This is a genomic window from Acinetobacter sp. CIP 102129, from assembly GCF_000368305.1.
Classification (GTDB): domain Bacteria; phylum Pseudomonadota; class Gammaproteobacteria; order Pseudomonadales; family Moraxellaceae; genus Acinetobacter; species Acinetobacter parvus.
The window spans coordinates 52,501-78,198 of sequence record NZ_KB849334.1; the positions used below are offsets into that span (position 1 = coordinate 52,501).

The 25,698-nt window shown below is 37.0% G+C and carries 19 protein-coding genes, 8 pseudogenes and 1 other annotated feature; of the genes and pseudogenes, 15 read left to right on the forward strand and 12 right to left on the reverse strand.

Translation table 11 applies throughout. The features are described 5' to 3' along the window. The first annotated feature begins 72 nt into the window (after positions 1–72). Entirely contained in the window at positions 73–534 is a 462-nt protein-coding gene (locus tag F973_RS01045) for a helix-turn-helix domain-containing protein (protein ID WP_004758964.1), read from the forward strand. Positions 535–603: 69 nt separating this feature from the next. Here F973_RS01045 and F973_RS01050 read toward each other — a convergent pair whose 3' ends face one another. Further along, positions 604–1,278 carry a helix-turn-helix domain-containing protein gene (locus F973_RS01050; RefSeq protein ID WP_004758967.1) on the reverse strand — a complete coding sequence of 225 codons (675 nt, stop codon included), beginning with the start codon at positions 1,276–1,278 and terminating at the stop codon, positions 604–606. A 563-nt stretch (positions 1,279–1,841) separates the two neighbouring features. On the opposite strand from F973_RS01050, the gene F973_RS01055 reads away from it, so the two are divergent. From F973_RS01055 to F973_RS01065, 3 genes and pseudogenes are all read left to right on the forward strand, one after another. Continuing rightward, positions 1,842–2,735: a phytanoyl-CoA dioxygenase family protein gene (locus tag F973_RS01055; RefSeq protein ID WP_004758968.1), complete on the forward strand. Its 894-nt coding sequence runs from the start codon at positions 1,842–1,844 to the stop codon at positions 2,733–2,735. Continuing rightward, complete coding sequence (locus F973_RS01060) at positions 2,732–3,139, forward strand: RidA family protein (RefSeq protein WP_004758971.1); 408 nt, start codon at positions 2,732–2,734, stop codon at positions 3,137–3,139. The genes F973_RS01055 and F973_RS01060 overlap by 4 nt, the downstream gene beginning before the upstream one ends. 61 nt (positions 3,140–3,200) lie before the next feature. Next, positions 3,201–3,740, forward strand: a pseudogene (locus tag F973_RS01065) (NAD(P)H-dependent oxidoreductase); the annotation flags it as partial. 95 nt (positions 3,741–3,835) lie between these two features. Here the strand turns inward: F973_RS01065 and F973_RS14280 are convergent. Then, positions 3,836–4,356: pseudogene (locus F973_RS14280) on the reverse strand (transposase); the annotation flags it as partial. A gap of 171 nt (positions 4,357–4,527) precedes the next feature. After that, positions 4,528–5,430 (reverse strand): AraC family transcriptional regulator, encoded by a 903-nt coding sequence (locus tag F973_RS01070; protein WP_000384164.1) that lies wholly within the window; start codon positions 5,428–5,430, stop codon positions 4,528–4,530. A 154-nt stretch (positions 5,431–5,584) separates the two neighbouring features. On the opposite strand from F973_RS01070, the gene F973_RS01075 reads away from it, so the two are divergent. The 3 genes from F973_RS01075 to F973_RS01090 all read left to right on the forward strand — a co-directional run bounded on the left by F973_RS01075 (position 5,585) and on the right by F973_RS01090 (position 9,416). Then, positions 5,585–7,057, forward strand: a complete 1,473-nt coding sequence (locus tag F973_RS01075; RefSeq protein ID WP_004758977.1) for an amidase family protein — start codon at positions 5,585–5,587, stop codon at positions 7,055–7,057. 150 nt (positions 7,058–7,207) lie between these two features. After that, positions 7,208–8,298, forward strand: a protein-coding gene (locus F973_RS14920) for an IS4-like element ISAba33 family transposase (protein WP_125625403.1) whose coding sequence is annotated in 2 segments (ribosomal slippage) — positions 7,208–7,748 and positions 7,748–8,298 — 1,092 coding nt in all. Because the reading frame shifts where the segments join, the coding sequence is not laid out codon by codon here. A 68-nt stretch (positions 8,299–8,366) separates the two neighbouring features. Next, positions 8,367–9,416 carry an OmpW/AlkL family protein gene (locus F973_RS01090; RefSeq protein WP_004758982.1) on the forward strand — a complete coding sequence of 350 codons (1,050 nt, stop codon included), beginning with the start codon at positions 8,367–8,369 and terminating at the stop codon, positions 9,414–9,416. 192 nt (positions 9,417–9,608) lie between these two features. Here the strand turns inward: F973_RS01090 and F973_RS01095 are convergent. Continuing rightward, positions 9,609–10,223: pseudogene (locus tag F973_RS01095) on the reverse strand (IS5 family transposase); the annotation flags it as partial. Between the two features lie 66 nt (positions 10,224–10,289). Here F973_RS01095 and F973_RS01105 point away from each other — a divergent pair. Continuing rightward, positions 10,290–11,365 (forward strand): IS3 family transposase gene (locus F973_RS01105; RefSeq protein ID WP_098733269.1). Its coding sequence is split into 2 segments (ribosomal slippage): positions 10,290–10,542 and positions 10,542–11,365, totalling 1,077 coding nucleotides; the frame shifts between segments, so codons are not numbered across the junction. A gap of 9 nt (positions 11,366–11,374) precedes the next feature. Here the strand turns inward: F973_RS01105 and F973_RS01110 are convergent. The 3 genes and pseudogenes from F973_RS01110 to F973_RS01125 all read right to left on the reverse strand — a co-directional run. Beyond that, positions 11,375–12,043, reverse strand: a pseudogene (locus tag F973_RS01110) (site-specific integrase); the annotation flags it as partial. Positions 12,044–12,064: 21 nt separating this feature from the next. Further along, positions 12,065–13,155 (reverse strand): IS4-like element ISAba1 family transposase gene (locus tag F973_RS14285; RefSeq protein ID WP_155756446.1). Its coding sequence is split into 2 segments (ribosomal slippage): positions 12,065–12,615 and positions 12,615–13,155, totalling 1,092 coding nucleotides; the frame shifts between segments, so codons are not numbered across the junction. 85 nt (positions 13,156–13,240) lie between these two features. Then, on the reverse strand, positions 13,241–13,492 hold the full coding sequence (locus F973_RS01125; protein WP_004758991.1) for a hypothetical protein: 252 nt from the start codon (positions 13,490–13,492) through the stop codon (positions 13,241–13,243). A 194-nt stretch (positions 13,493–13,686) separates the two neighbouring features. Here F973_RS01125 and F973_RS01130 point away from each other — a divergent pair, with 194 nt between their 5' ends. Further along, positions 13,687–13,908: a helix-turn-helix domain-containing protein gene (locus tag F973_RS01130; protein ID WP_004658364.1), complete on the forward strand. Its 222-nt coding sequence runs from the start codon at positions 13,687–13,689 to the stop codon at positions 13,906–13,908. Between the two features lie 708 nt (positions 13,909–14,616). Here F973_RS01130 and F973_RS01135 read toward each other — a convergent pair. Next, positions 14,617–15,492, reverse strand: a pseudogene (locus F973_RS01135) (IS3-like element ISAba22 family transposase); the annotation flags it as partial. Between the two features lie 48 nt (positions 15,493–15,540). Here F973_RS01135 and F973_RS14300 point away from each other — a divergent pair. The 6 genes and pseudogenes from F973_RS14300 to F973_RS01165 form a co-directional block, all read left to right on the forward strand. Then, positions 15,541–16,283, forward strand: a pseudogene (locus F973_RS14300) (IS3 family transposase); the annotation flags it as partial. Continuing rightward, positions 15,816–15,932 (forward strand) — a sequence feature (AL1L pseudoknot). It overlaps the preceding pseudogene by 117 nt. 504 nt (positions 16,284–16,787) lie before the next feature. Then, positions 16,788–18,029, forward strand: a complete 1,242-nt coding sequence (ltrA, locus tag F973_RS01150; protein WP_004758997.1) for a group II intron reverse transcriptase/maturase — start codon at positions 16,788–16,790, stop codon at positions 18,027–18,029. A 79-nt stretch (positions 18,030–18,108) separates the two neighbouring features. Then, positions 18,109–18,594 (forward strand): annotated as a pseudogene (locus F973_RS01155) (IS3 family transposase); the annotation flags it as partial. A gap of 231 nt (positions 18,595–18,825) precedes the next feature. Next, positions 18,826–19,014 carry a WYL domain-containing protein gene (locus tag F973_RS15640; protein ID WP_416201890.1) on the forward strand — a complete coding sequence of 63 codons (189 nt, stop codon included), beginning with the start codon at positions 18,826–18,828 and terminating at the stop codon, positions 19,012–19,014. A gap of 197 nt (positions 19,015–19,211) precedes the next feature. After that, entirely contained in the window at positions 19,212–19,859 is a 648-nt protein-coding gene (locus tag F973_RS01160) for a DUF6088 family protein (protein WP_004759001.1), read from the forward strand. Positions 19,860–19,877: 18 nt separating this feature from the next. Beyond that, positions 19,878–20,945 carry a nucleotidyl transferase AbiEii/AbiGii toxin family protein gene (locus tag F973_RS01165; protein WP_004759002.1) on the forward strand — a complete coding sequence of 356 codons (1,068 nt, stop codon included), beginning with the start codon at positions 19,878–19,880 and terminating at the stop codon, positions 20,943–20,945. Here F973_RS01165 and tnpA read toward each other — a convergent pair. From tnpA to F973_RS01185, 4 genes and pseudogenes are all read right to left on the reverse strand, one after another. Then, the gene (tnpA, locus tag F973_RS14310) at positions 20,901–21,311 is read right to left on the reverse strand and encodes an IS66-like element accessory protein TnpA (protein WP_004759004.1); all 411 of its coding nucleotides are present in this window, start codon (positions 21,309–21,311) and stop codon (positions 20,901–20,903) included. The two genes, F973_RS01165 and tnpA, sit on opposite strands and share 45 nt — an antisense overlap. Positions 21,312–21,398: 87 nt before the next feature. Next, positions 21,399–21,634: pseudogene (locus F973_RS14315) on the reverse strand (cell filamentation protein Fic); the annotation flags it as partial. A gap of 79 nt (positions 21,635–21,713) precedes the next feature. Then, positions 21,714–23,483: a dynamin family protein gene (locus tag F973_RS01180; protein ID WP_004759005.1), complete on the reverse strand. Its 1,770-nt coding sequence runs from the start codon at positions 23,481–23,483 to the stop codon at positions 21,714–21,716. Beyond that, entirely contained in the window at positions 23,484–25,469 is a 1,986-nt protein-coding gene (locus tag F973_RS01185) for a dynamin family protein (RefSeq protein WP_004759007.1), read from the reverse strand. Positions 25,470–25,698: the final 229 nt, after the last annotated feature.

A 25,698-nucleotide genomic window follows, 5' to 3' on the forward strand; every position in this document is an offset into this window, starting at 1 on the left:
TGGGAAAAAAGAAGAGTTTAAGGAAATTTTGGCAATTTTAAGAAGGCAGAACCCTGATAGGATAAGGGTTCTGTGAAATTTGTCGTGTACAGAGATGATTTTTATAAGAATAATCAATGTTTTCAAAGTATTTCTAATGAAATTTTATTACTATTGCTTGAATCTTTTATTCCACACGAAGAAGACAAAAAAATGCTAAAAATTGGACAGCATAAAAAGATTGTTAATAAAGTCAAAGATATTATCTTAAATGATGTTTCAGAAATACCTTCTATTCCAGCGCTTTGTAAATCCATTGGTATTAGTCAACGAGCATTGCAATCCTGTTTTATTGAAGTAATGGGAATTAGCCCAGCACAATATATTCGAGTGATTAAACTAAACCATATTCGTAGAATATTGAAAGCATCTAATCCAGAAACAACATTAATTCAGGATATTGCTTATGACTGGGGATTTTGGCATCAAAGTAACTTTATTCATAATTATAAAATGATGTTTGGTGAACTGCCTTCACAAACGCTTGCTCATTAATATATGACTCAAAAAATTATGATAAATTGAAATAAAAAATAAATCAGATCAGTTGTTTTGGAGATCTAATTATTTAATGAGATCGTTGATGAGAATACTCAGTTGTAATCGACCATTGACTTGTAATTTATCAAATACTCGATTGATATTAATCTTGACAGTGCCCACTGAAATATCCATGATTTCAGAGATTTCACTATTATTACATCCTTGAGAAATTAATGAACAAACCTCTATTTCTCGTGTGGTGAGTTTGTATTCTTTTAAATAATTTTCAATGATTTTTTCTTTGATACTCGACACTTCAAACACACTATGCTCCAATACTTGTTGTAATATTTGGATGGATTCAATGTCGGTTTTTTTATGGTGGTCTGGATTGGTAACGGCAATGCCTGCATAAGCATGATTGTTTTTCCAAAATATCATTTCCAAAATATCATTAATCCCACAACTATTTACAAAGTTTTGATAGACCCCATTTCCACTTTCAGCTTCCATTGAGTAGGCGCTAAGTAAATTGTTCTCTTTGCGAGATTTTAAAAAATATTCTACATTTAAAGGATCATAATCTTGTAATAAACCATTGTATTTATGAATAAACTCTTTAGACACATTGATATCTGATTCAATCACAGCATCTTTCTTATCTTCATTGATCTGATAAAAAATTATACCACTTGCATCCAAATAATTTTTGGCAAGGATTAAAGACTTTTCAATGATTCTAGCGTGTGCATTCATATGCTTTACTTTTCATGGAACCTTGATAGGTTTTAAAGCAATATTTATACCAATTTTGACAATAAAGAATTATCACTTTTTGGTGGTGTATTTTTTATGGCTATTCCAAGCAACTTGGTTTGTATATTTTTTATTTAGTATCAATATATTGTAAGTAATTAGCCCATGATTTTTATTGACTTGAATGCCTCAATTCATGGCATAAACGGGCGCATTCATTGTTCAAGGTCAATTTTGAGAGAATAAAGCATATTTTTACGAAAAAACGTATTATTTCTATTTAAATGATAAAAATCATTATATTGTGAATTTAAGGACGTAATGATTATAAAAAAATGTGTTATTATTTGGTGCATTAGTCACTATAATTATGCATTTTTGCCTAGAATCTTGATGGCAAGCACTCAATTAATAATAATTCTCAATAATTGGTTATCATAAGCAATTAAACCGACTTTTTTGAATCAGAGCTTAATTTATATAACTTAAGTTAGATGTCGCCATTCTCCAGACTATTTAAATTACATTTATCTTATGTGATTGAGTTTATATTGGAGAAGACTATGGAACTGATTCGTTTACCAAATACCGCAACTGGTGATGACATTGCAAAAGCATTGAGAGAGCATGGTCATTGTATCATTGAAAACCTAGTTTCTCCTGAGATTATGGATCGTATTGCCGAAGAAACGCATGAATATGTTTATTCAAGTCCATATGGCGAAGATGTATTTTTGGGTAAAAAGACCCAACGTACTGGTTCTTTGGTGGCTCGTTCAAAAACTGCACGTGAAGAAATCATTACTCATCCATTAATGCTGGATGCGGCAAAAAAACATTTGCATAAAGCGTCTACGATTCAATTGCAATTAACCCAAATCATTACAGTTAATCCAGGTGCTCCAGCACAAGTATTGCATCAAGATCAATTGACTTGGGACTTTTTTGATTTTCCAGATGATTATGAACCACAGTTCAATACACTTTGGGCAATGACTGAATATACAGAAGAAAACGGTGCAACTCGTGTCGTACCAAACAGTATGTATATTGGTGCACGTCAAAAATTTACGCAAGATCAAACGATTGCTGCGGAAATGAGCAAAGGTTCTGTTCTAGTGTATACAGGTAAAATTTACCATGGTGCTGGTGTGAATAATACCGATAAAATTCGTCAAGCAATTAATGTGAACTATTGTGCAGGTTGGTTAAGACAGGAAGAAAACCAATATTTGGCAACGCCACCAGAAATAGCACAAACACTTGATGATGAATTGCTTAAATTGATGGGTTATCAATGTGCTTGCTTTGCATTGGGTTATGTACGTGATTTTGAAGATCCTTTGGATGTATTCAGGGGTAAAGCTGAGCGTCGTTCTGCGGGGTTAAACCTTGTGGTTGATACAGGTAATGACATCATCAAGGAATATGCTGTGGAAGTAGGGGATCGCACATGAAATTAAGTACACCAGATTTGGATTACTTCAAGCAAGATGTTTTTGATCTGTTTGCGTTCAGTCAAATAATAGAGGTCGGTAATACGGTATATCTTTCGGGCATTGCACCACTTAAAGGTGGCTTGGCGGATTTATCGCTGGTCGGAAGTACTGTTGCGGATCAATTAGATTTTGTTCTAAGTATTGCTAGTAAAAGTCTAAACAGTATTGGATTAGATTTTGGCAATATTGCAACGTGGACGATTTATACGACTGATATCGCTGAATTTACAAGCCAATCCAGTGATATTCTGAAAAAATATCTTGGCTCACATCAACCTGCATGTACTTTGGTTGAAATCAGTAAATTGATTCATCCAGAGCAATTGCTTGAAATTACGATTACAGCTGTTAAAGCATCATAAATCATATGATGGTTGCTTGATTTGGACCCAATCAAGCAGCCTCCTTTTGGGAGAATACTTCATGTTTGAGCATCCACCGACATTGCGACTGGTTGTGGTTTCTGGCGGATTTGGCATGCAATCCAAAACCGAAACATTGGTGCAAACGATTGCCGATGAAATTGCCAAACGACTTTCAGTTGAATTGGAATTTGTTAAATTTAGTGAAATTGGTGGCTTTATTGGTCAAACATTTGATCGTAAGCAATTACCTGAACATGTGCAAATAGCGTTGCATACAGTAGAAACGGCTGATGCCTTAATTGTGGGAACACCTGTTTACCGTGCGTCTTACCCTGGATTATTCAAGCACTTTTTTGATCTGATAGAGCAATTTGCTTTGGTGAATGTTCCTGTCATCCTTGCTGCATCTGGTGGCAGTGAAAGACATTCACTGGTGATTGAACATCAATTAAGACCTTTGTTTAGTTTTTTTCAAACTCAAACAATGTCATTGGGTGTGTATGCGACAGACAAGGATTTTTCCAGTGATTATAGGATTATTAATCATGAATTGTTAGAGCGTATTAGCTTGACAATCCAACGTGCCTTACCTATTTTACGAGCCATAAAATTAAGACATTTTATGAAAAACTAGACCGATTGCACAGATTCTTATATTAATTTAGGGACTTAAGAGATTTATTACAGAGTAGTTTAAGTGTGAAAATTGAGGTATAAATTACCATGCCGATGATTGAATGTATATCTTGCGAAGTGGTGCTACTCACTTTAAGATGCAAATACAACAAATTTTTGTCAATACCATTAAACTTACTAAGCCGCTTTTCGCATAGCCCCAGAATGATTTTATGTCATTAATATGACGTTCCCCACAAGCAAATTCATTGTTACCATGATCCACTCTCAAATGCTTGTCAAAAACAATATCAACTAAACGATCAAAACCTCTTCAGCCATCCGTATTGATTACTGAATCTAGGTCGATATGTCTACGGATAATCCCTTGAAGCGTGGCTTTGGAGCAATCAGTAACAATTTCTGTGTAGACATCCCCACCACGTATAAGTATTTCAAATACGATTTTTACCTTACGCAGCAGTGCTGCTCACTCCAGGACCTCTTTTACCTTTTACACGATGAGCACAAAAGTAGGATTTATCATCGACAGTTCCATTGAAAGGAGATACTTCTTCGCATTGACTCGCAATCTTTTTTACGTAATTGTATAAATGGTACTTAAGGAAGTTACCATACTTTTTAATATGATTAACTTCCTAAGCCCCCAATGTATTACTATACTTTCACCTCAGTAGTATACCAGTGAGCAACTATGTGAAATATCGTCACAACTGGGCTGTGCCCTATGATTAAATCACAGTGAGTACTCAAGCATTTTGCTTGCGATACAAGCTTGGTGAAACATGTGCCCAGCGCTTAAACGCACGGGTAAAATTCGATGGATCTTGATAACCTAATGTTTCTGCGATTTTCTCTATAGAAAGTTCTTTTTGATTTAATAACATCATGGCTTGCGTATATTTTTTGCTTTGTTGTAATTTTTGAAAATTCTGTCCTTGTTGTTTTAGTTGCCTATAAACGGTTTTGGTGGATACGGATTTTATTTGTGCGATGTCATTCAATGTGTGCATCGTCACATGATCAAAGGCTTGATTTTGATGATACACTGCCAATACTTGTTCGCAATGTGTGATGGCACGCTCAAAGCTTAACTTATTCGCACAAAAACTTTTTTCAGCTAGAAAATGCTCAGGAAAACGAATTTTCCATTCCGTCGCATGATACCCAATGTATATTCCAGAAGGAAAATCTTGGGTATTTTTTTCGCCTTTGAAAAATATATGAATATCAGATGCCTTAAATGGTAATATTTGCAATATAATTTTATAAAGGCAAATGATTGCAGATTTTAAAATAATCTTTTGGTATTTTTCATTGATAGGTAAAGTTGGTTGAATCTCTAATTCAACATTATTGCCGTGTTTTCGAGAGAGTAACGCCAATCCAATACCAAAGACATCCCAATATTTTAAGGCAACGTCTAATCCGGATGACAACGTTTCTGAGGATATGATTGCAGTGCCAATGGGGTCAAATAGTTGTGACGTAAATCGCCAACCAATTTCCTCACCAAGATCATGATCAGGAAGTTGTCGCCCAATCCAGTCTAATAACAAGAAATATTGTGTTAGTTCAACATGATCCTTAACAATATTTTGTTCACTACAAAATTTTGCCAAATCAACACCTTGTTCTTCAGCATAGTCCATATACGTGTCTACCAATATCGATGGTATCAACATTATTTCATCCCTTTTTGTTGTTTTGTCCGAAAATGACAGATTTTATGTCCGATCATGAGCTTCAATATTGCACCTTATGCTTACAAAATCTACTTGAATTGTTTGATAGGAAGCAAAGAAAATGCCAAAAGATTTTGTTTATGATGATGCAACTGCGTTAGTACAATCCATCCAAAATGGACAAATCAGTAGCCGTGAATTGCTGGAATCACAGATTGAACGGATTAATAAATACAACAAACACATCAATAGTTGTGTTGCATTTGATTATGACAATGCAAGGATTTTAGCAGATCAGGCTGACCTCGCCATCAAGCGACAAGCCCCACTTGGTAAATTACATGGCATTCCGATGACCATCAAAGATGCCTTTAAAGTGAAAGGCATGCCGTGTACCGATGGCAATCCAGAATTCCAACACTATGTCCCCACCGAAAATGCTGTTTCGGTCAATAAATTGGTCGGTGCTGGAGCCATTCCTTTTGCAAAAACCAATGTACCCTTTAAATGTGCAGATATTCAAACCTACAACAAATTTTATGGTACTGCCAATAATCCATGGAATTTAAATCTCACAACAGGCGGCTCATCAGGTGGTTCTGCTGCGGCACTAGCATCGGGATTTACACCGATTGAGCTTGGTAGTGATATTGGTGGTTCTATTCGAACACCAGCACATTTTTGTGGTGTCTATGGTCATAAATCCACCTATGGATTGATTGATTTCAGAGGACACATCATGAATTACGAGGACGAGTTATCCCAACCTGACCTTGTCGTCATTGGTCCAATGGCTCGTTCAGCACGGGACTTAAGTTTATTATTAGATGTTTTAGTCGAGCCAAATGCGGATGACTTTAGAGCTTTTAAACTCAAGGAATCTGAAAAACAAACCATTCAAGAGTTTAAAGTATTATTCTGGATGGATGATGAATCGTGTCCAATCGATTCACGGCTAAAGAAAAAATACGATCAACTTTTGCAAACCCTGCAAACTGCCAAGGTTAACGTGGATGTAGGTCGTCCAAAAAATTGGGATTTTGATGAAATATTTAAATCCTACGCCACTCGATTGATCAGCCAAATGACTTTTGCAGATCCTAAACTAAGTCGATTGTCCATGTCGGCATCTACGCCATTAATCAAATTACTTAATGGTAAAGCAGGCATTCCGCCTTTGGCCTATGGATTTACACAAGGTGCTAACCTGAGTCATGCAGAATGGCTTGCCAAATATGAAGAGTCATTGCATATCAAGCAAAAATGTCTTGAAATTTTTGCAGAATACGACGTCATTATTTGCCCACCTATTTTGACTCTAGCGTTTGAACACAATCATAAAGAACCTTTGATGTTTCGCACGCTACAAGTCGATGGAAGAAAACGTTTCTATCTTGAGTTATTCAAATGGATTTCGCCAGCAACTGTATTTGGGTTGCCATCAACCTCTGCACCGATAGGCTTATCTGAGGACAATCTACCAGTCAATATTCAAATATTGGGACAACCGTATGCAGACAAAGTCACCATTAAATTTGCTGAACTGCTTGCACAAATTACGGATGGATTCCAAAAACCGCCTTTGGATTTTTAGTTGCACTATCCATCATAGCGTAATTTAACAGTCTTTCACCGACTAGAAATCAATTGATTGACGATGTTTTGTTGTTTTACTTTGTACACGACAAAAAAAGATAACTCATTGAAATAATGGCATAATACTTGTTTTCTGACGACGAATATGATGACACATTTCAATGAGTTACATCTCATCTTAAACAAATATCTAAAGTGGAACAAGTCACATGCAAAATGTTTTACACTGATTATGCTTGCATTAATTGTAAAACAGACATGTAATCTTTCTTCTGCATCTAAAGCCTTACCCATCAAGTGCTTACCACAATCATTTTATCGACGTATACAACGCTTCTTTGCAGATCAGTATTTCGATTATCGTCAAATTTCTCAGTTAATTTTCAATATATTTTCATTCGATAAAGTCCAATTAACTTTGGATAGAACTAATTGGAAATGGGGAAAACGAGATATCAATATCTTGATGTTAGCCATCGTCTATCGTGGAATAGCGATACCCATTGTTTGGACATTGCTCAATAAACGTGGAAATTCAGATACAAAAGAGCGTATTGCTTTGATTCAACGCTTTATCTCCATTTTTGGTAAAGATCGTATTGTGAATGTGTTTGCAGACAGAGAATTTATCGGTGAGAAATGGTTTACATGGTTAATTGAAAATGACATTAACTTCTGTATACGTGTTAAAAAAACTTCATTGTGACCAATCACTTAGCCAAGAATCATAAAATTAGTGATTTATTTCGTCATCTTCAAGTTGGTCAAACTGAATGTCGTAAACGACGTATTTGGGTTGGTCGAGTGAAACTGTATATTAGTGCGCTACGATTAGAAGATGGAGAACTTTTACTTGTTGTTTCTCCTATGTTTAATGCTTCTGCTATTCGTGATTATGCATTACGCTGGGAAATCGAAACGTTATTTAGTTGTCTCAAAGGACGTGGATTCAATCTTGAAAATACTCGTTTAACAGACCCTAGACGAGTCAAGAAATTGATAGCAGTGCTAGCTATCGGTTTCTGTTGGTGCTATTTAACAGGTGAATGGCAACATGATCGGAAAAAAGCGATAAAAATAAAGAAGCATGGACGACTTTCAGTAAGTTTATTTCGCTACGGTTTGGACTATGTTCAAATGGCTATTCTACGTTTGATTGGTTTTGGAAAAAAAGAAGAATTTAAGAAAGTGCTAGCAATTTTAAGAAAGAAAAAGCCTGATAGGACAAGGGTCCTATGAAATTTGTCGTGTACAGAGGTTGTTTTAACACAGTTATGAACTAAACCATTTTTGTTAGGGGAACTAAAATGAACAAATCATTTTTATATGTTGGTTTGATATGCATCACTTTACCTGCAAGTGCTTACGCCGATTCAAAATATTTTAGCCTGAAAAGTGATGAGGGCTTTAAGCGATTTTCAGTTTCTGCGGGATGGTTGCATACCATGCCACAAGGTGCCGTGACTTCCATGGATGTCATTTCAGCAGCTAAAAGTGGCACCTATCGAGTGGGGGATGTGTCCAAGTCAGTTGTGGCTGATGCTGCTGTACGTGAATCTAATCCTGCATTATATGACACCATCATGTCCTTCCCTGCTGATGTCGTTCCAGCAGCAGTCACTGGTTCAGTTCAGGTCGATAGCCTAGCAAGCTGGACAAATCATGGGACAGGGTTAGAGGCGACAAAAGGGGATGCCTTTGGAATGATGTTTAATTATCATTTTACCGATAATTTATCACTGCAAATAAAAGGTGGTATTCCACCTAAAGTACGTATTAAGGGAGTTGGTACAACATACTCACCGTTACGTGGTACAAATATCACGCCACTGGGTGATATTGAGCTAAAACGGGACACGTATATTACCAATTTAGAGCAGGGAAGCAGTGCCTCTACAGCACGGGCGTGGCTACCCGCAGTTGAATTACATTATCAATTTGGTAAAACTGGAGAAAATAAATTAAGACCTTATGTTGGTGCAGGTCTAGTATACGCCCATTTTGGCAGTCTTAAATTGAATTCTGTAATTGAAGCTGAAGTTGCTGCTTCGGGACATATGATTCAGAATATCCTTGATGGTGAAGCAGGTCCTAGTATCGAGGGTAAACCGTCTTCCGCATCACCTGTAGTTAAAGTTAAGACTACAGATGTTTTTGCACCTGTTCTCACATTAGGGACAACCTATGATCTTAATTCAAATTGGTTTGTCGTTGGTTCGGTGTCATATATGCCGATGGATAGCAAGGCAAAAGTATATGTCAATGATGCTAATACTGGTCGTGAGCTAGTTTATACTGAAACACGGATTGATATTAATCCGATTGTCACATATTTGGGAATAGGCTATCGATTCTAATCGATAAAAAAGTTAAATTTTACAAAGGATCTTATAATATGAAGAAAATTCGTCATCTAGTTGTAGGGATATGTTATGGATGCCTAGTTCAAAATGTATCTGCAAAAATTTAGATTTATGTGTTTTTGATATCTGCAATAGGCTTTGTTGCACAAAGGCTTGAAAGGCAGAGCCACCCTAAGTGAGCCAAATTTAAGTGGCAACTTGGGTATGAGGGCGACCTAATTCTGTGAATTTATTCAAGACTGCTACGCGTGCATGAATCTCGTTCACCTGACTAGGGAAACTCCTTGATGTTAATTTATCGCCTAATAATTTGATGCAATGCATCTTGGTTTCAACCAAACTTCGGCGATGATAGCCAGACCAGTTTTTCCATATAGTCTTGCCCAAATGTTTAACTGTTCGAAGTAGTTCATTGCGTTCTAACGAGCTAATCTTTGTATCTTTCCAAGGTTTAGCATTTTTTCTGGGTGGGATTACTGCATGAGCTTGCCGATCGGAAATCATTTCTCGACATTGTTTCGTATCATAAGCTCCATCAGTATAAACGGAATCAATTGGTTCAGCTGGTGGAATCTGATTAAGTAAATCACCGAGTACCTGAGAATCACTGATGTTGTTTGTAGTGAGCTGAACTGCACGTATTTGCAGGGTTTCAGCATCAATACCAATATGTAATTTACGCCATTTTCGACGATATTCAGGCTGATGTTTCTTACGTTTCCACTCACCTTCACCTAAAAATTTCAAACCAGTAGAGTCAATCAGTAGATGGAGTCCACCACTACTTCTTTGATAGGGTAATCCCCCCTAAAAATAATAGGATCTAAAAGTAGAATTTTCTCTTAAGATACGAGCAGGAGATTCTGCATGAAAACATCTAAATTTACTGACAGCCAGATCATGTCCATTTTAAAACAGGCGGAGTCTGGCACACCTGTAGCCACCCTTTGTCGTGAACATGGCATGAGTAATGCCACGTTTTATAAATGGCGTGCCAGATATGGCGGTATGGATACCTCATTGATGGCTCGACTGAAAGAGCTGGAAGCAGAAAATACCAGACTAAAAAAAATGTATGCTGAAGAGCGATTAAAGGCAGAGATTGTTCAGGAAGCAATGTCAAAAAAGTGGTGAAGCCATCTTGCCGACGTCAGATGGCTCAACAAGCCGTTGCCCTGCATGCGGTTAGTATCCGTTTAGCTTGCTCTGCATTTGGCATTAGTGAAACCTGCTACCGTTATCAGGCTAAACTTTGCGATGACAATGCATTAATTGCTAAACAGCTCATTGAACTCACTGAGGCAAATTCCGATTGGGGATTTGGTCTGTGCTTCTCATATTTACGACATGTTGAGAATCACTGCTGGAATCACAAGCGGGTTTACCGCATTTACTGTGAGTTGGCACTAAATCTGCGTATTAAACCGAGAAGAAGACTAAAACGGCACGCGCCTGAACCATTGAAAGAACCAATCCGAGAAAATCAGGTCTGGTCATTAGATTTTATGCATGATCAGCTGATCGATGGTCGAAAGTTCCGATTATTAAATGTGATTGATGACTACCGTCGAGAAGGCTTAGCGATTGAAGCAGGATTCTCATTACCTACAATCCGAGTTATTCGTACGTTGAATCAGTTGCTGGAGTGGCGAGAAAAGCCGTTAGTTATTCGGTGTGACAATGGCCCGGAGTTTATCAGTCATGAATTTGTACGCTGGGCTACTGAGCACGGTATTCGTATTGAATATATTCAACCAGGTAAGCCACAGCAGAATGCGTATATTGAACGTTATAATCGGACTATACGTTATAGCTGGCTAAGCAAGCATCTATTTGACACACTGGAAGAAGTACAAGATTATGCAACAAACTGGTTGTGGCATTACAACCATGAAAGACCACATCAAGCTAACAAAGGAAAGCCACCTCTAAGGGCTGCTTAACCTCTACTTTTAACTTCGGTTATTTATGGGAGGATTACCATAACTTAAAGCAGAATAGGGAGGCTTTAAGGATGTAAATAAGATATGTGAAGGAATTTCTTTTCGGATTTCATTTATATAGATTTGAAGAATTCTGTAGTCTCGTTCCTGCAGTTTAATTACTCGGTACGAATATTCATTTTTGATTTTTGGCTTTTTTGATCGATCATCGAACTCATCATCTGTATTTGTAATAATTAAACTAAAACTATGATTCTGAATTGATTTTTTAATAGAGTTGGTTGTTAGTAGCATAAGCTCACCAATTCTAAGACCATAGTTGAGCATGAGATGTATGATCAGAAAGTTTCTGAGTTGTACATTTTTAGATCTAAAAGGATTTAATTCATTGTATTTATTAGAGTTACTTGGTGAAATGACTGAATACAATCCTTTAATCATTTCCTGATTCATGCTCTTAAAATTATGATTTATCTCACTTTTAATTGTCTTATTGGCTTTTGAAAAATTATTTATAATTTTTTTCTTTATTGTCATATATTTATTCAAGTTTTCTTTAATTTTTTGAATTTCCTTCAACGTAAGTTGTGGCTGTGATTGCATGCTTAAGTATTCATTAATCAAGAAGTTGTAAAACTTTAAGAAGGATCTAACTCTATGACCAATTGTTGTGTAATTAATCTCTGTACACGACAAATTTCACAGAACCCTTATCCTATCAGGATTCTGCCTTCTTAAAATTGCCAAAATTTCCTTAAACTCTTCTTTTTTCCCAAAACCAATTAAACGCTGAATCGCCATTTGAACATAGTCTAAACCATAGCGAAATAAACTCATTGAGAGTCGTCCATGCTTCTTTATTTTTATCACTTTTTTTTGATCATGTTGCCATTCACCCGTTAAGTAACACCAACAGAAGCTTATAGCTAACACCGCAATCAATTTTTTCACTCGTCTAGGGTCTGTCAAGCGCGTATTTTCAAGATTAAACCCGCGTCCTTTGAGACAACTGAATAAGGTTTCAATTTCCCAGCGTAATGCATAATCCTGAATAGCATTGGCATTAAACTGAGGAGAAACGACGAGTAAAAGCTCTCCATTTTCTAACTGTAGTGCACTTATATATAGTTTCACCCGACCAACCAAAATCCGTCGTTTACGACATTCAATTTGACCAACTTTAAGATGGCGAAATAAATCACTAATTTTATGATTCTTTCCTAAATGATTGGTGACAATGAAGTTTTTTTAACACGAATGCAGAAGTTGATGTCTTGTTCAATTAACCATGTAAACCACTGCTCACCGATAAACTCTCTGTCTGCGAACACATTCACAATACGGTCTTTACCAAAAATGGCTATAAAGCGTTGAATCAAAGCAATGCGCTCTTTCGTATCTGAATTTCCACGTTTATTAAGCAATGTCCAAAGGATAGGTATCGCTATTCCACGATAAACGATTGCGAGCATCAGGATATTAATATTTCGTTTTCCCCATTTCCAATTGGTTCTATCTAAAGTCAGTTGCACTTGGTCGAATGAAAACATATTGAAAATCAACTGAGAAATTTGACGATAATCAAAATACTGACCTGCAAAGAAGCGCTGCATACGTCGATAAAATGATTGTGGTAAGCACTTGATGGGCAAGGCTTTAGATGCAGAAGAAAGATTACATGTTTGCTTTAAAATAATCACAAGCATGATGAGCGCAAAGCACTTTAAATGTGACTTGTTCCATTTTAGATATTTGTTTAAGATAAGATATAACTCATTGAGATGTATCATAGTATTCGTCGTTAGAAAACAATTATTGTGACATTATTTCAATGAGTTATCTATTTTTGTCGTGTACAGAGTTTTTAAATACAACTTAGGCTAATTGATAAACACTATCTGGAAAGATTAAAAGAAAATATTTTTTAATTTCTGCTAATTCATTTAAGGCAGGTTCCCTTTCAAGCAGTTGAAATGTCCAAATAAGTACAGCCTGATGATTATCATAGCAAGTATTTACTCCAAGAAAATTAGCCATTCCATAACTTCTATTGATGTTCATTTCTTTAATTAATTGATTTCCTAAGTCACGAGCTTGCTGGCTGATCAATAACTCATTTGTTAACACGGCGGTCATCTCCACAAAATAATCTAATGCAGGTTCAATCCTTATACTTAAAAAGTTATAATTTAGTTGAAATGGATAAAATATACTTTCTATAAGTTTTAATAACCTGCTGTAGGTTAATTTTAGCAAAGTATTACTCAGGCAACAACTTTAAATAACCCGCAGCAAGTTATTTTTTGTAAATTAATTTAAATATGATTACTTGTAAGTTATCTAGCCTCATGGGCGATAGAAAAATTTTAAAATTAAGTGAAGTGGTGCATGCAACAGGTATCAATCGCAATACGCTCACAAGTATGTATTATGACCGTGCTGTACGTATTGAATTACCAGTCGCCGATAAGTTGTGTAAGTACTTTAACTGTACGATGAATGATTTGTTTGAGTTTAAGGAAGAAGTTGAAGAAAAGGATTAACTAATACTTCGTTTGATAAGTTTTCCCTACAGGTCTAATACTGAATTTTATAAAGCTTCATCGAAAACATATATTTACTTTATTATTTATATAAAGGAATCAATCGAATGATAGAGGTATTTTTCTTATAACTTAGTTAAGAAGAGGGGCTAATGACCCACAATAGCGGTAACTATTGTGGGTTTGTTCCATGTAATGCAAATTGCCGTACAAGGAATTTAGAATGACTTCACTCCTCATCTTACGTTGCCCTTGTACTTATTGCAAGATTTTGAGTCTTTTTACAGGATTTTTCATTACACCATTTAAATTACTTCTTTTTATCATGTCGATAATGTTGGGTGCCAAGGCCTGTCGCCATAACATTTGAAATTGAAAGTTCTATAGATGTCCGCAATCCATCGAATAATTGAACCTCATTTGATGCACGAAGATAGTCCAATATATTTTCGCTCAAGGACTCTATGATTGCTTTGGGATTTCTAATTCTAAATTGATCACTTTCAGCCAATTTAATGAGATGTGACAGGTCTGGAAATGCTTTATACCCGCCAGTTTGAGTGCAATTTTATGATCAATGGATTCATAAATGAGTGTATGCGTAATATCGAAAGGTGGCGAAACAAAAATGTTCTTCATATCTGAGGAATATTGCAGAGCAAAGTTTGATATACGCTGAATTATCAGGAGACTTTCCCTTGGGAGATTCTAGGCAGCCAACTTATAAAAGTCTTCGGCCATTTGATTTGGTGTCTTAAAACCCAAACCCTTTTGAATTCTTCGATGATTATAAAATAACTCAATGTATTTTATAATATCTGCTTTGGCTTCTTCTCTGGTTTGATAGTTGTAATGATGCACTAACTCATTTTTCAGTATTCCCCAAAAGCTTTCAATCGGTGCATTATCGTAACAGTCTCCGCGCTTGCTCATTGAACCTTGAAAACCATATTGCTCAAGTATATTTCGATATTCATGGCTGCAATATTGACTTCCTCTGTCTGAATGCACAATCAGTTCTTTGGTTGGTTTTTGATTGTGAATAGCCATATTTAGCGCATTACAAACAAGCTGTGCTGTCATGCGCTCATTTAAGCTATAGCCAACCACTTGCTTCGTGTAAAGGTCTTTTACCGCTGCTAAGTACAGCCATCCTTCAACAGTCCATATGTACGTAATATCACTTGACCATGCTTGATTTGGTCTAGTCATTGAGAATTGTTGCTCCAGCAGGTTTTCATAGATCGCTCGATTATGGTCACTATTCGTAGTCCTTTTAAAACGCTTGTGTCGCTTACAATACAGGTGGTTCAGCGCTTTTATCTGACGTACAGCGTACATACTCATTTTTATGCCCTGAGCTTGTAAGTATTTGGTTAATCGAATATAACCATAGCTCTGCCTTGTCTCCTCATGGGCTATTTTCACCAATATCGTCTGTTGATTTCGTTGAATCGTTCTTTTGCTCACGCCTCTCTTGAGCCAATCATAAAAACATGAAACTGAAACATGAAGTAATCGAGCCATTAAGGTAATTGGAAAAGAATATCTTTTTTGTTTCATATAGGCGTACCTTACTGACTGAACCGTACCGGGTTTGTCGGAGAGTCAATATTCTGAGAGACTATCCCGATGACAAAATTAAAATATACCCCTGAAATCAGAGAAAGATCGGTTCAATTATTGATTGAATCTGAAAAAGATTATCCTTCTACTTGGGCTGCAATCACAGCAATTGCGCCTAAGATTGGTTGTACTCCTGAAACACTTCGTGCCTGGCATCAAAAGCATTTAGATCAGCAAAATCCTATTAAAGTACAACAGATATCTGATCAAGAAAAAATGAGGCAAATGGAACGTGAAATTAAAGAATTAAAGCGTGCCAATGAAATTCTACGTAAAGCAGCCGCTTTTTTCGCCCAGGCGGAGCTCGACCGCCCACACAAATAATGGTGGATTTTATCCATAACAATAAAGATCGATATGGTGTTGAAGCGATTTGTAGAATTTTACCGATTGCAGCTTCAACCTATTACCGGACTTTAGATCTCGCTGACAATCCAGAACATCGAGCGAAACGAGATCTACATGATGAGCATCATGCTGAACAAATTAAACGAATTTGGAAGGAAAGTTCAGGTCGATATGGTGTACGTAAAGTCTGGCAAAAACTGAAACGTGAAGGCTATATTATTGCACGCTGTACTGTTGCTCGATTAATGAAAAAGCTAGGTATACAAGGTGTTTGGCGAGGTAAGAACAAACAAACCACCCGTAGCCGAGATGACCAAAAACGGGCAGATGATTTAGTGAAACGGAATTTTAGAGCTGATCGGCCTAATCACTTGTGGGTTGCTGACTTTAGTGTGCCGCAGCAAGCGGCGTAAGAGATGAGGGTATGGCCCCTCGCTATCGGCTTGCAGGAGCAGGTAGCAAACCACCATAAGCGGCTTGGATCAAAAGTCCCGGTCGTGAGCGTTATGGAAAAGGCGTTGTACAGGCGTCAGGTAAGAATTAGGAAGGCGAACACCAGTGAACTGCCGTTCAAGTGTCGAAAGTACTCAAATGACATCAAAACCGGGGATGGATGTTGCCCCGCGATCAGTTTGGCCGTTACCTGCTTACGGGCCATTCGGTGTCCGGCGTAGAGGCAGCGCGATCCTAATTCAGGCTTTTACGTTGAACTGCGGGAACCTTCGGTGGCGATGTCAAGCGAAAGGTACAAGCTCAAAAGGCAAGGCCGATAATAGCAATGCGTCACCAAGGGGCGGAGCAGCTCGTAGTAGTGTTGAAGTTACTGTAATGGTAATGGAGCGAAGGGGTTGCATTATCCAGGTCTACGGATTTGTCAACTGTGCAAGCAGGAGGAGCAAAACTTTATGACCAAACCATTTAACATTCCTAAAGCGTTAATCTGGGAGGCATTTAAAAAAGTCAAAGAGAATGGTGGCGCTCCAGGCGTTGATCATGAATCTATTGAGCAATTCGAAAAGCATTTAAAGAACAACCTATACAAACTATGGAATCGACTTTGTTCTGGCAGTTATTTTCCACCGCCAGTTAAGGCTGTTCCGATTCCAAAGAAGTCAGGTGGCGTGCGTATACTAGGTATTCCAACAGTTGCAGATCGAGTCGCGCAAACAGCAGTTAAGCTCTTATTAGAGCCGAAAATTGATCCATTATTTCATCCAAACTCATATGGATATCGTCCGGGGCGTTCTGCCCATGATGCAATTGCGATAGTGAGGAGACGAAGTTGGGATTATGATTGGGTTGTGGAATTTGATATCAAAGGTCTCTTTGATAACATCGACCATGATTTACTCATGCGTGCACTCAAGAAACACTGTGAAATTCCATGGATTCTTTTATATGTGCAACGTTGGTTAAAAGCACCAATGCAACACATAAATGGCCATCTTTTAGAAAGGAATCGCGGCACACCACAAGGTGGTGTTGTGAGTCCTTTATTGGCGAATTTATTTATGCATTATGCTTTTGATATGTGGATTACGAAACATCTTCAAAGTGTACGGTTCTGCCGTTATGCAGATGATGGCGTAATTCATTGTCGGAGTTTATCTCAAGCCAAACTTGTTTTACAAAAGATCGATGCACGATTTCGTGAATGTGGTCTCGAATTGCATCCAGACAAGACAAAGATTGTTTATTGCCAAGATATTAATCGTCGCCAAGCATATCCAGATGTTCAATTTACTTTTCTCGGGTACACGTTTAGGCCCCGTAAGGCTGTGGACAAGTATAAAAGAGTTTATGTAAATTTCTCTCCTGCAGTCAGTCGTGATGCACTTAAAACAATGCGACAGACTATTCGGAAATGGCATCTACATCTGATGTGTAATCGCGAATTAAGTGATTTATCTGCAATATTTAATCCAATTCTTCAAGGCTGGCAGCAATACTATGGTCGATTCCATGGTTCAGCAATGTCAGCGATCTGGCAACACATGAATGCTTATCTTATACGCTGGATGAGGCGTAAGTATAAAAACTTGGCCCGTCATAAAAGACGGGCTAGATATGCCTTAGGGCGACTTGCGCGTGATTTTCCAAATGCCTTTGTGCACTGGAAAATGGGATGTTTACCATCGGTTGGATAATGGGAGCCGGATGAGCTGAGAGGTTCACGTCCGGTTCTGCGAGGGGCTAAGGGTGAGATTCCCTTGGTCTACTCACCCCTATATTCAAACAAATTCAGGCTGGGTCTATACCGCCTTTATTATTGATGTGTTCTCACGAGCAATTGTTGGATGGAAAGTATCTACACGGATGAATACAGATATGGTACTCGATGCACTTGAGCAAGCATTGCACGATCGAGGCATGCCAAAGAATGTGATTCATCATTCCGATAGAGGTGTTCAATATCTTTCTATTCGCTATACCAATCGTTTAGAAGCTGCAAATTTACGAGCATCAGTCGGTACAACGGGTGATTCATACGATAATGCTCTGGCTGAAACGGTGAATGGCTTATACAAAACAGAGGTGATTGAATATCTAAAAGCAGATTGGCAAGGTTTAGCAGATGTACAACTTGCGACACTAAACTGGGTAGATTGGTTCAATAAAAAGCGTGTACACAGTGCACTGGGTTATGTATCGCCTTTTGAGTTTGAAGCAATGTACTATGATAAGATTAACCCGTTAGGTCAGGTGGCCTAACTTAAATAAAAAAGTCTCCGACAAACCCGGTACGGTTCACCTCGTGCTCCACCACCATTTAAGGCTAAAACTTTAATTTTTCCTGCTTTATCTGACAGTGGTACACCTGTTACTTCAGGTTGTTGGGATGTGGTCATTTTTTCACGTAATTATCAAGTTTATTTGTATATTGTGTTGTAAGTCTACATTTCAAGAGGTGCTAAAGTAATAATTCTTTGGCTTTTAATCCTAATAAAAAATGCTTTATCCACACGACATGTTAGACCATTGGGATTAACCTTCTTTGATGAAGCTTGGTGTGAAGTGAAACAAGATTTCAGGAACTTCAGGCTGGATCAAATTATAGAGTGTATTCCCATTGATCAGCACATCTTCAATGATCCGAATAAGACTTTTAAGGATTATTTACGAACACTTTAAATCACAATATAGCTAGGTTATTCATTTTGATTTAGCTCGGATAATTAATGTCATTGAAAATGGATAAAACACCCTTAAAATATGAGATTATAGGTTCGTATATACGATTTTTTTGTCCGAAAGTATTCGGATTTTCAAGTTCATTTTGTCTGAAAATATTGTATTATTGATGTGTAATATTGGAATTGGAGAGTGTCATGGGTGTTTATGCTCACACAACATCAAACGTTTCTGAATCAGTGCGAAATAAAATCGCAAGGTTACCGCGTGGTCGAGTGTTTTCTGTAGACAATATTCATGTTGAAGGCTCGCACGATACAATCCTACGTGTCCTTTCTCGCTTGGTTCAGGAAGGTAAAATTTTACGTATCCAAAATAGTATTTACTACAAGCCTGAATTCAATCGATTTTTGAAGGGTAGACCAGTTCCACCAGATGTTAATGAAGTTATCAAAGTCATCAGTAACCGTAATAAAGAGACCTTGCAAATACATGGTTCATCTGCGGTGAACAAGTTGGGCTTAAGTACTCAAGTGCCACTAACCAAAGTGTTTTACACCAATGGACCTTCACGAGAAGTCATCATTGCAGGCACAAGAGTAAAGTTCATTCATACTGAAAATCAGAACATCTTACAGGCTTCAGGAACTGAAGTTGGAATGGCGCTGTCTGCATTAATCTTTTTAGGTCGAGAGCATGTGGACCAGGAGGTCGTTCGACAGGTTAAATCCCGATTGAGCGAAAACCATTTTAAAAGATTAAAACGTATGCAAATGAGTAGTTGGTTGAAAGAGCGATTATCTGATCCAGCTGTTAAAGAAAGTTCATACGCTCTTGCTGGATAAGATTAAAGAGAAATTCAAATGCCTGAATTGTTTATGCACCTCGCTGTAAAGGACCAAACTGCTATCATTCGAGATTATTGCTCAACAAGACCTGATAAGGACTTGCCAATCGTTGAGAAGGATGTGTGGGTCTGCTGGGTGCTTAAACAGCTTTTTGAAATGCCGAACAAATTGGAGATGGCATTTAAAGGGGGAACCTCATTGTCAAAGGTATTCAATATCATAGATCGTTTTTCTGAAGACATCGATATTACCTTAGACTATCGCCAATTTGATGCGATGAAACAATTCAACCTTGCCGAAGGTCAAACTGCGCCTGAACATTTAGGATCGGGGCAACGCCGTAGAATCGATGCAGCGCTTAAAACTGAAGTTAAAAGTTATGCAAATGATGTGGTGGCTCCATTCCTTAAAGCACAGGTCGCTGCACTACCTCGTGCTGAATTGTTCGAAATCGAAGTGAGTGAAGATGGAGAAACCATCAAATTTACTTTCCCTTCAGTCTTGAACAAAGACAGTAAGAATTACATGCTGGACTACGTGCTGATTGAATTTGGTGGCCGCAATATCATTAATCCAAACGAAGTACACCATATTCAGCCATTTCTTGCATCAGAGGATGCTTATCGAGATGTACTGGAGTTTCCATCGAGCATGGTTACAGTATTAGCTCCACAAAGAACCTTCTGGGAAAAGGCAACTTTGATTCATGTAGAGTGTCATCGAGGGGTCAGAGAAAATGCTAAACGTTTATCACGTCATTGGTTTGATCTGATGGCTCTATCTAATCATGTGATTGGACAAGGGGCGATTTCAGATGTGACTTTGCTTAATGATGTCGTGGCTTTGAAGAAAATTTTCTTTAATGCCAGTTATGCAAATTACGAAAAATGTTTGGCCGGAGATTTTACTCTTGTACCTGATCAACAAGGCTTAGATCAGCTGAAACTGGACTTTTCATATATGATGGAAGCTAATTTCATTAACGACCGCAATGTAAGTTTTGAGCAAATTATGCAGTCAGCACATAACACTCAAGCCTTAATTAATCTGGCTGTGAGTGCTTACCTTGAAAGAGGTAACTGAGATTGTCATGGGATTTTGATTAATTTCTGATACTTGCCATTTCAAGCCAATTTCTGCTTTTGAGTGGGGTAAAGTAATTTGAACCGTTAACATGTCAGTAGGAGTAGGATCTAATGGTGCAGAGCAAGATAAGGCAATAAATGCAGGTTTATTCGGTAGTGGTGAGCGATCATTCCTTGGCTTACCATCAATTAAGCGAATCCATTTGGATACAAGATTTGTATTCAATCCATGTTGCAAAGCGACCGAAGCAATTGAAACGTCCGGTGCTTTACAAGCCTGAACGATCTGCTGTTTAAATTCAGCACTGTATGTTCTTCGTTTTTTCGCAAGAGATGCGATGGATGTCTGGTGATTCGTAGTCATAAATTTTAGTCCCCACTTGTTTTTAAGTGGGGACTAAATTAAGGCTTATAGGATGAATTCATAAGGTGTGTTCAGCGGACGCTTACCCACAATTGCATTTAGAATCATTTGCAAAATAAACTCTATAAATTGTGCAGAGTCACCACGGTCTGTACTTGGCTGAAGTGCATAACAGTACGCTTTTTGATTTTGGTAGATCAGGATTTCAACAGGTATATTCAGGAAAATTGGATTCCACTGACTCAAAATTAAAGTTTTTCCTAAACATTCATCCCCCTATTGGCAACAGCCAATGGAGGGGGGAGGAATTCAAACTTATGATGTAAAAATTAAACTTTAATTAAAAGACAATAACTTATTTAAAAAATAAGATATCCATATTAATCAATACATAAAGGACTTTTAAAAATATCTTAAATAGTTTTCCATAGCAAATACATGCTCTCTAAATTCTTGGATGTTATATCCACCTAACATCCCTCTAGCATATTCATGTTTAAGTACCTGAATATCGCTTTCAATTTTCTGATGATAGGTTTTAAGCAATTCAGCACGTACCTTATCCTGAATTTGCTTAGTTAAACGCAAAACTTCGATCTTTAAAGCATCTTGGTTTTTCTTATTTTGAAAATAAGCAAACCCACCACCCAAAACAGCTCCACAAACTACAACGGGTAATGCAATAGCACTCATTGCAGCACCCATTGTCACTGCTGCTGCATTTGCACCAAGTACTGCTGTATAGCCTGCTGCCATAGTACCGGCTACACCAGCAAACATAGTTGCTTTCATTGTTGTGTCCATCACATCATACGTTTCATTCAGTTCAGGTTTTACATCATAATCAAACATTGCATATGTTTGCTCTAAAAGTAATTCTTCATTTGATCTAAACTCAGTGAAACGTTGCTTACTTTTTTGTTGGATGTTCGTCACTAATGATTTCATGGATGAAATATAATAGGGTTGTACATGATCATGAATAGTATAAATTTGTTGATTCACAATTTGATCTAAGACTGATTCTTCCATCGCCTGTACTTTAATGAATGGATTAGCTAAAGTATTTTTTAGATTTTCCATTTTCGTCTGAGTAGCAGGATCATTTTGCTGATGTCCCAAAAGAATAGTTTTAATTTGCTGTTGTAATGCCGAGTTATGAAAAATCTCTGTACATTGGCTATCTACTTGAGAATTTATTTCAGATATCAGCATTTCTTTTTCAAACTCTAAATCCTGATCAAAAGCAGAGAGATCAGTTAACTTATGTTGCATCTGCCGAATAATAGATTCATGCACTGCTTTTTCAGCATAGTGTAAAGCCTCTAACGATGATTCAACACTGTCTTGCTTAACATCCTTTGCTTTATGACTCACTTGTTCTTTAAGATAAGTCTTAAATTCCTCAAAATATTCAAAGTACTCATCATTTGGTTGGCTAGAATGCGCAGATAATGCAAAAATTTCAGTAAAATACTCACCGGCATGACGACTAACGTATTTTATTAAACGTTCTGGGCTAGTATCTACTTCATCTATTTTGCTAATGACTGCAATAATAGGTTTACCGAGTTGAGCAAGATTTTCAACTTCTTGCATAATATCTGTTTGGCCAAGATGATTCGCATTCAACACCCAAAGCGCAATATCTACATCTTCAAGAACACTACGTGTTAATTGAGCATTTTGCTCAGTCACTGTGGCTAATCCAGGTGAGTCTACTAGCAATAACTCACGAAAATCATGCTGCTTAGTACGAACTTTTATACATGCAATATCTTTCGCTTTTTCGAGATTTTCTTGGTTTGTAATGCTTAAAACGGATTGAACATCTTCAAATGGAATGATTTCATTCTGACCATTATGATACTCAATACAGGCACTATCTTCTGATCCATAACCAATTTCCCATAAACTCGCTGTTGCCTCTAAAATGTTAGTCGGTGAAATTTCTTGCCCAACTAGCGTATTAATCAGCGATGACTTTCCAGCTTTCACCTCACCAATAACAAATACTTTAAGTGTTTGTTGTAAATTATCAATAATATGCTGTAGACGTGTCCGGTGATTCTCTGCATCGAATTGTACTAATTGCTGCAAAGATTCATGTATACGCAAAGGTGATTCAGAAAATTTACTATTTAAATTAAGACATTTAGTTAAAGTATTCAATTATGGATTCCCTAATATAAAATCTTGGAAATGAACACGATCAAACTTTTCGTGTTTCATTTTTTCTAAATCGTGAAAAACTTTAAATATTTCAGAACATTTATTTCTTGGTAGGTATAAATGACTAAATTCCTGATTCAGATGATTGATCAAATTTTGTTGATGTTGCACAAATAATTTATCAATAAATTTTTCAATATTCGCCTGACAATCATTTGAAATCGTTTCTAGCTGTTGGTTAAACCCTTCTTTTGCTTTATCAACACGACGGCTCTTACTCCATAAAAAGCCAATAGCTGCTGCAGCTATCCCGATTGGGCCAAGTAGAAGCATTGCAACACCAGCAGCAGCACCTCCAATCATAATACTTTCAGCATCAGAACCACTAAAGTCAATATCTTGATTTTTATAGATCTCCCGTCCATGATCATGAGCCATAATCGTTGAAGGTTTTAATTGGCTAATTAAACTAAATCTTTCAAAAGATTGACTGATATGCTGATATTGTTGTTGAACATATTTGACTAAATCTGTTGATTTATCGCGCTGAAATTTTGACAACATCGCTTGTAATTCATGAACAATAAAAATTTCCTTCTGAACAAAAGAAGGTTTATCTGCTTCATTTTCCAATTCAGTATATGTTTGCGCATGAGCATAGATATTATTTTGGACTTTTTGACTATAACTGTTAAAAGTTGAAGTCCAATCTTTACTATACTGTTCCTTCAAGCGATTCAAATCATTCAGTATTTTCTGATGATAACTATCATAAGTTTCAATGTCTTTTTCAAAACGCTGCAAGAATGGTTCACTGTCTTGTAAGTGGGTTTCTAGCAAACCTATAAAGTTATTTACTTTACCTTCAATTCGAATACTAAAAGCATTGTCATAGAAAAATTTCTGAATTTTATTAAGCAACTCTGGATAACCAGATTGATTAATCAACGCTTGATCTTGATTATTCTGTCCTTGAAGTGCCTCTTTTGCAGAACAAGGTAAAACATCTAGAAAATATCCATCGAAGATTTGTTTGGCTGAGTTTATAACACTAGAAACAGCTTGCTCTCCACCCGAAGAGCGAACTTTATCAATTTGGCTCAGCACAGCAAGCATATTTTCACTTTTTTGACCAATGTGATTTAAACTTTCAGCTAATTGATCCAATACTTGTTTAGGTTTATTTGCCGAAAGTGTTGTACTGTCCAACAACCATAAAATCCCATCCGCCTGATAATAAAAATCACCGACGTGTTCACCATGCTTACCGTTATGGCTCTGCCATAACCCAGGCGTATCCACGATACTAAACTGGTGTAAAATGGAATGATCAGGTAAATCTGGTAAACCCCACTGAATTTCTTTTATATCAGAGCGATATAGTAATTTTTCTTCAAGTTCTTCACGTAGCTTTTTCTTTTCCTCAATTGCGGTTAAAGTCTTAGATAACTGACGAAATTGTTTCTCTACTTCATCCTCACTGTCTTCACGCTTAAGTTCTTCTTGTTCAATGATTTTTTTTGCCTCATTGATACTTAACTTTTTTTCTTGCCCACTTCTATATTTAATAACTGCTTGTGTAGCAGATGGTGCTGCATAGAAAAAATCCGTTTTCCAAGTCTTAGGTAGAACATCAACATCAGCAACTTTACTACCTACAAGCAAGTTTAATAAAGATGATTTACCTACTTTTCCCATCCCCATAACATACAGTACAAATGGGCGATTCATTGATTCACGTAGTAACTGCAATTTAGTTATTAGTTCTTGTAAATTAGCAACTTGTTGAGTTAATAAATTTTCATCATGTAGTTTTTTCTGTTGAAGTTGCTGAATCAAGCCTTTAATTACTACAACACGTTTATCCAGAAATAAGAAAAGAGAATCCTTATCCTTTAAATTCTTTTCAGCATTTAATTCATTTGCAATCGTATTGTGGAATTGATTCCATAATTCAAAGGATCTGGTTTGCACAGATGAATTCATTTTGTATTCCTGATCACTTAACCAATAAAATGAAAACTAATAGTGCCAACATTCCCCAAATACAGTTTTGTTGAAGAGTCAAACGTTGTTCAGAGATGGATCCGTAAATTTGAACAACTCCTATAAGTGATATTCTGCTCCTCAAATGATGTTATAAACATCAATATATGGAGTATTTTATGGCACGTAGACCAAGAAGAAATCATTCAAATGATTTTAAAGCTAAGGT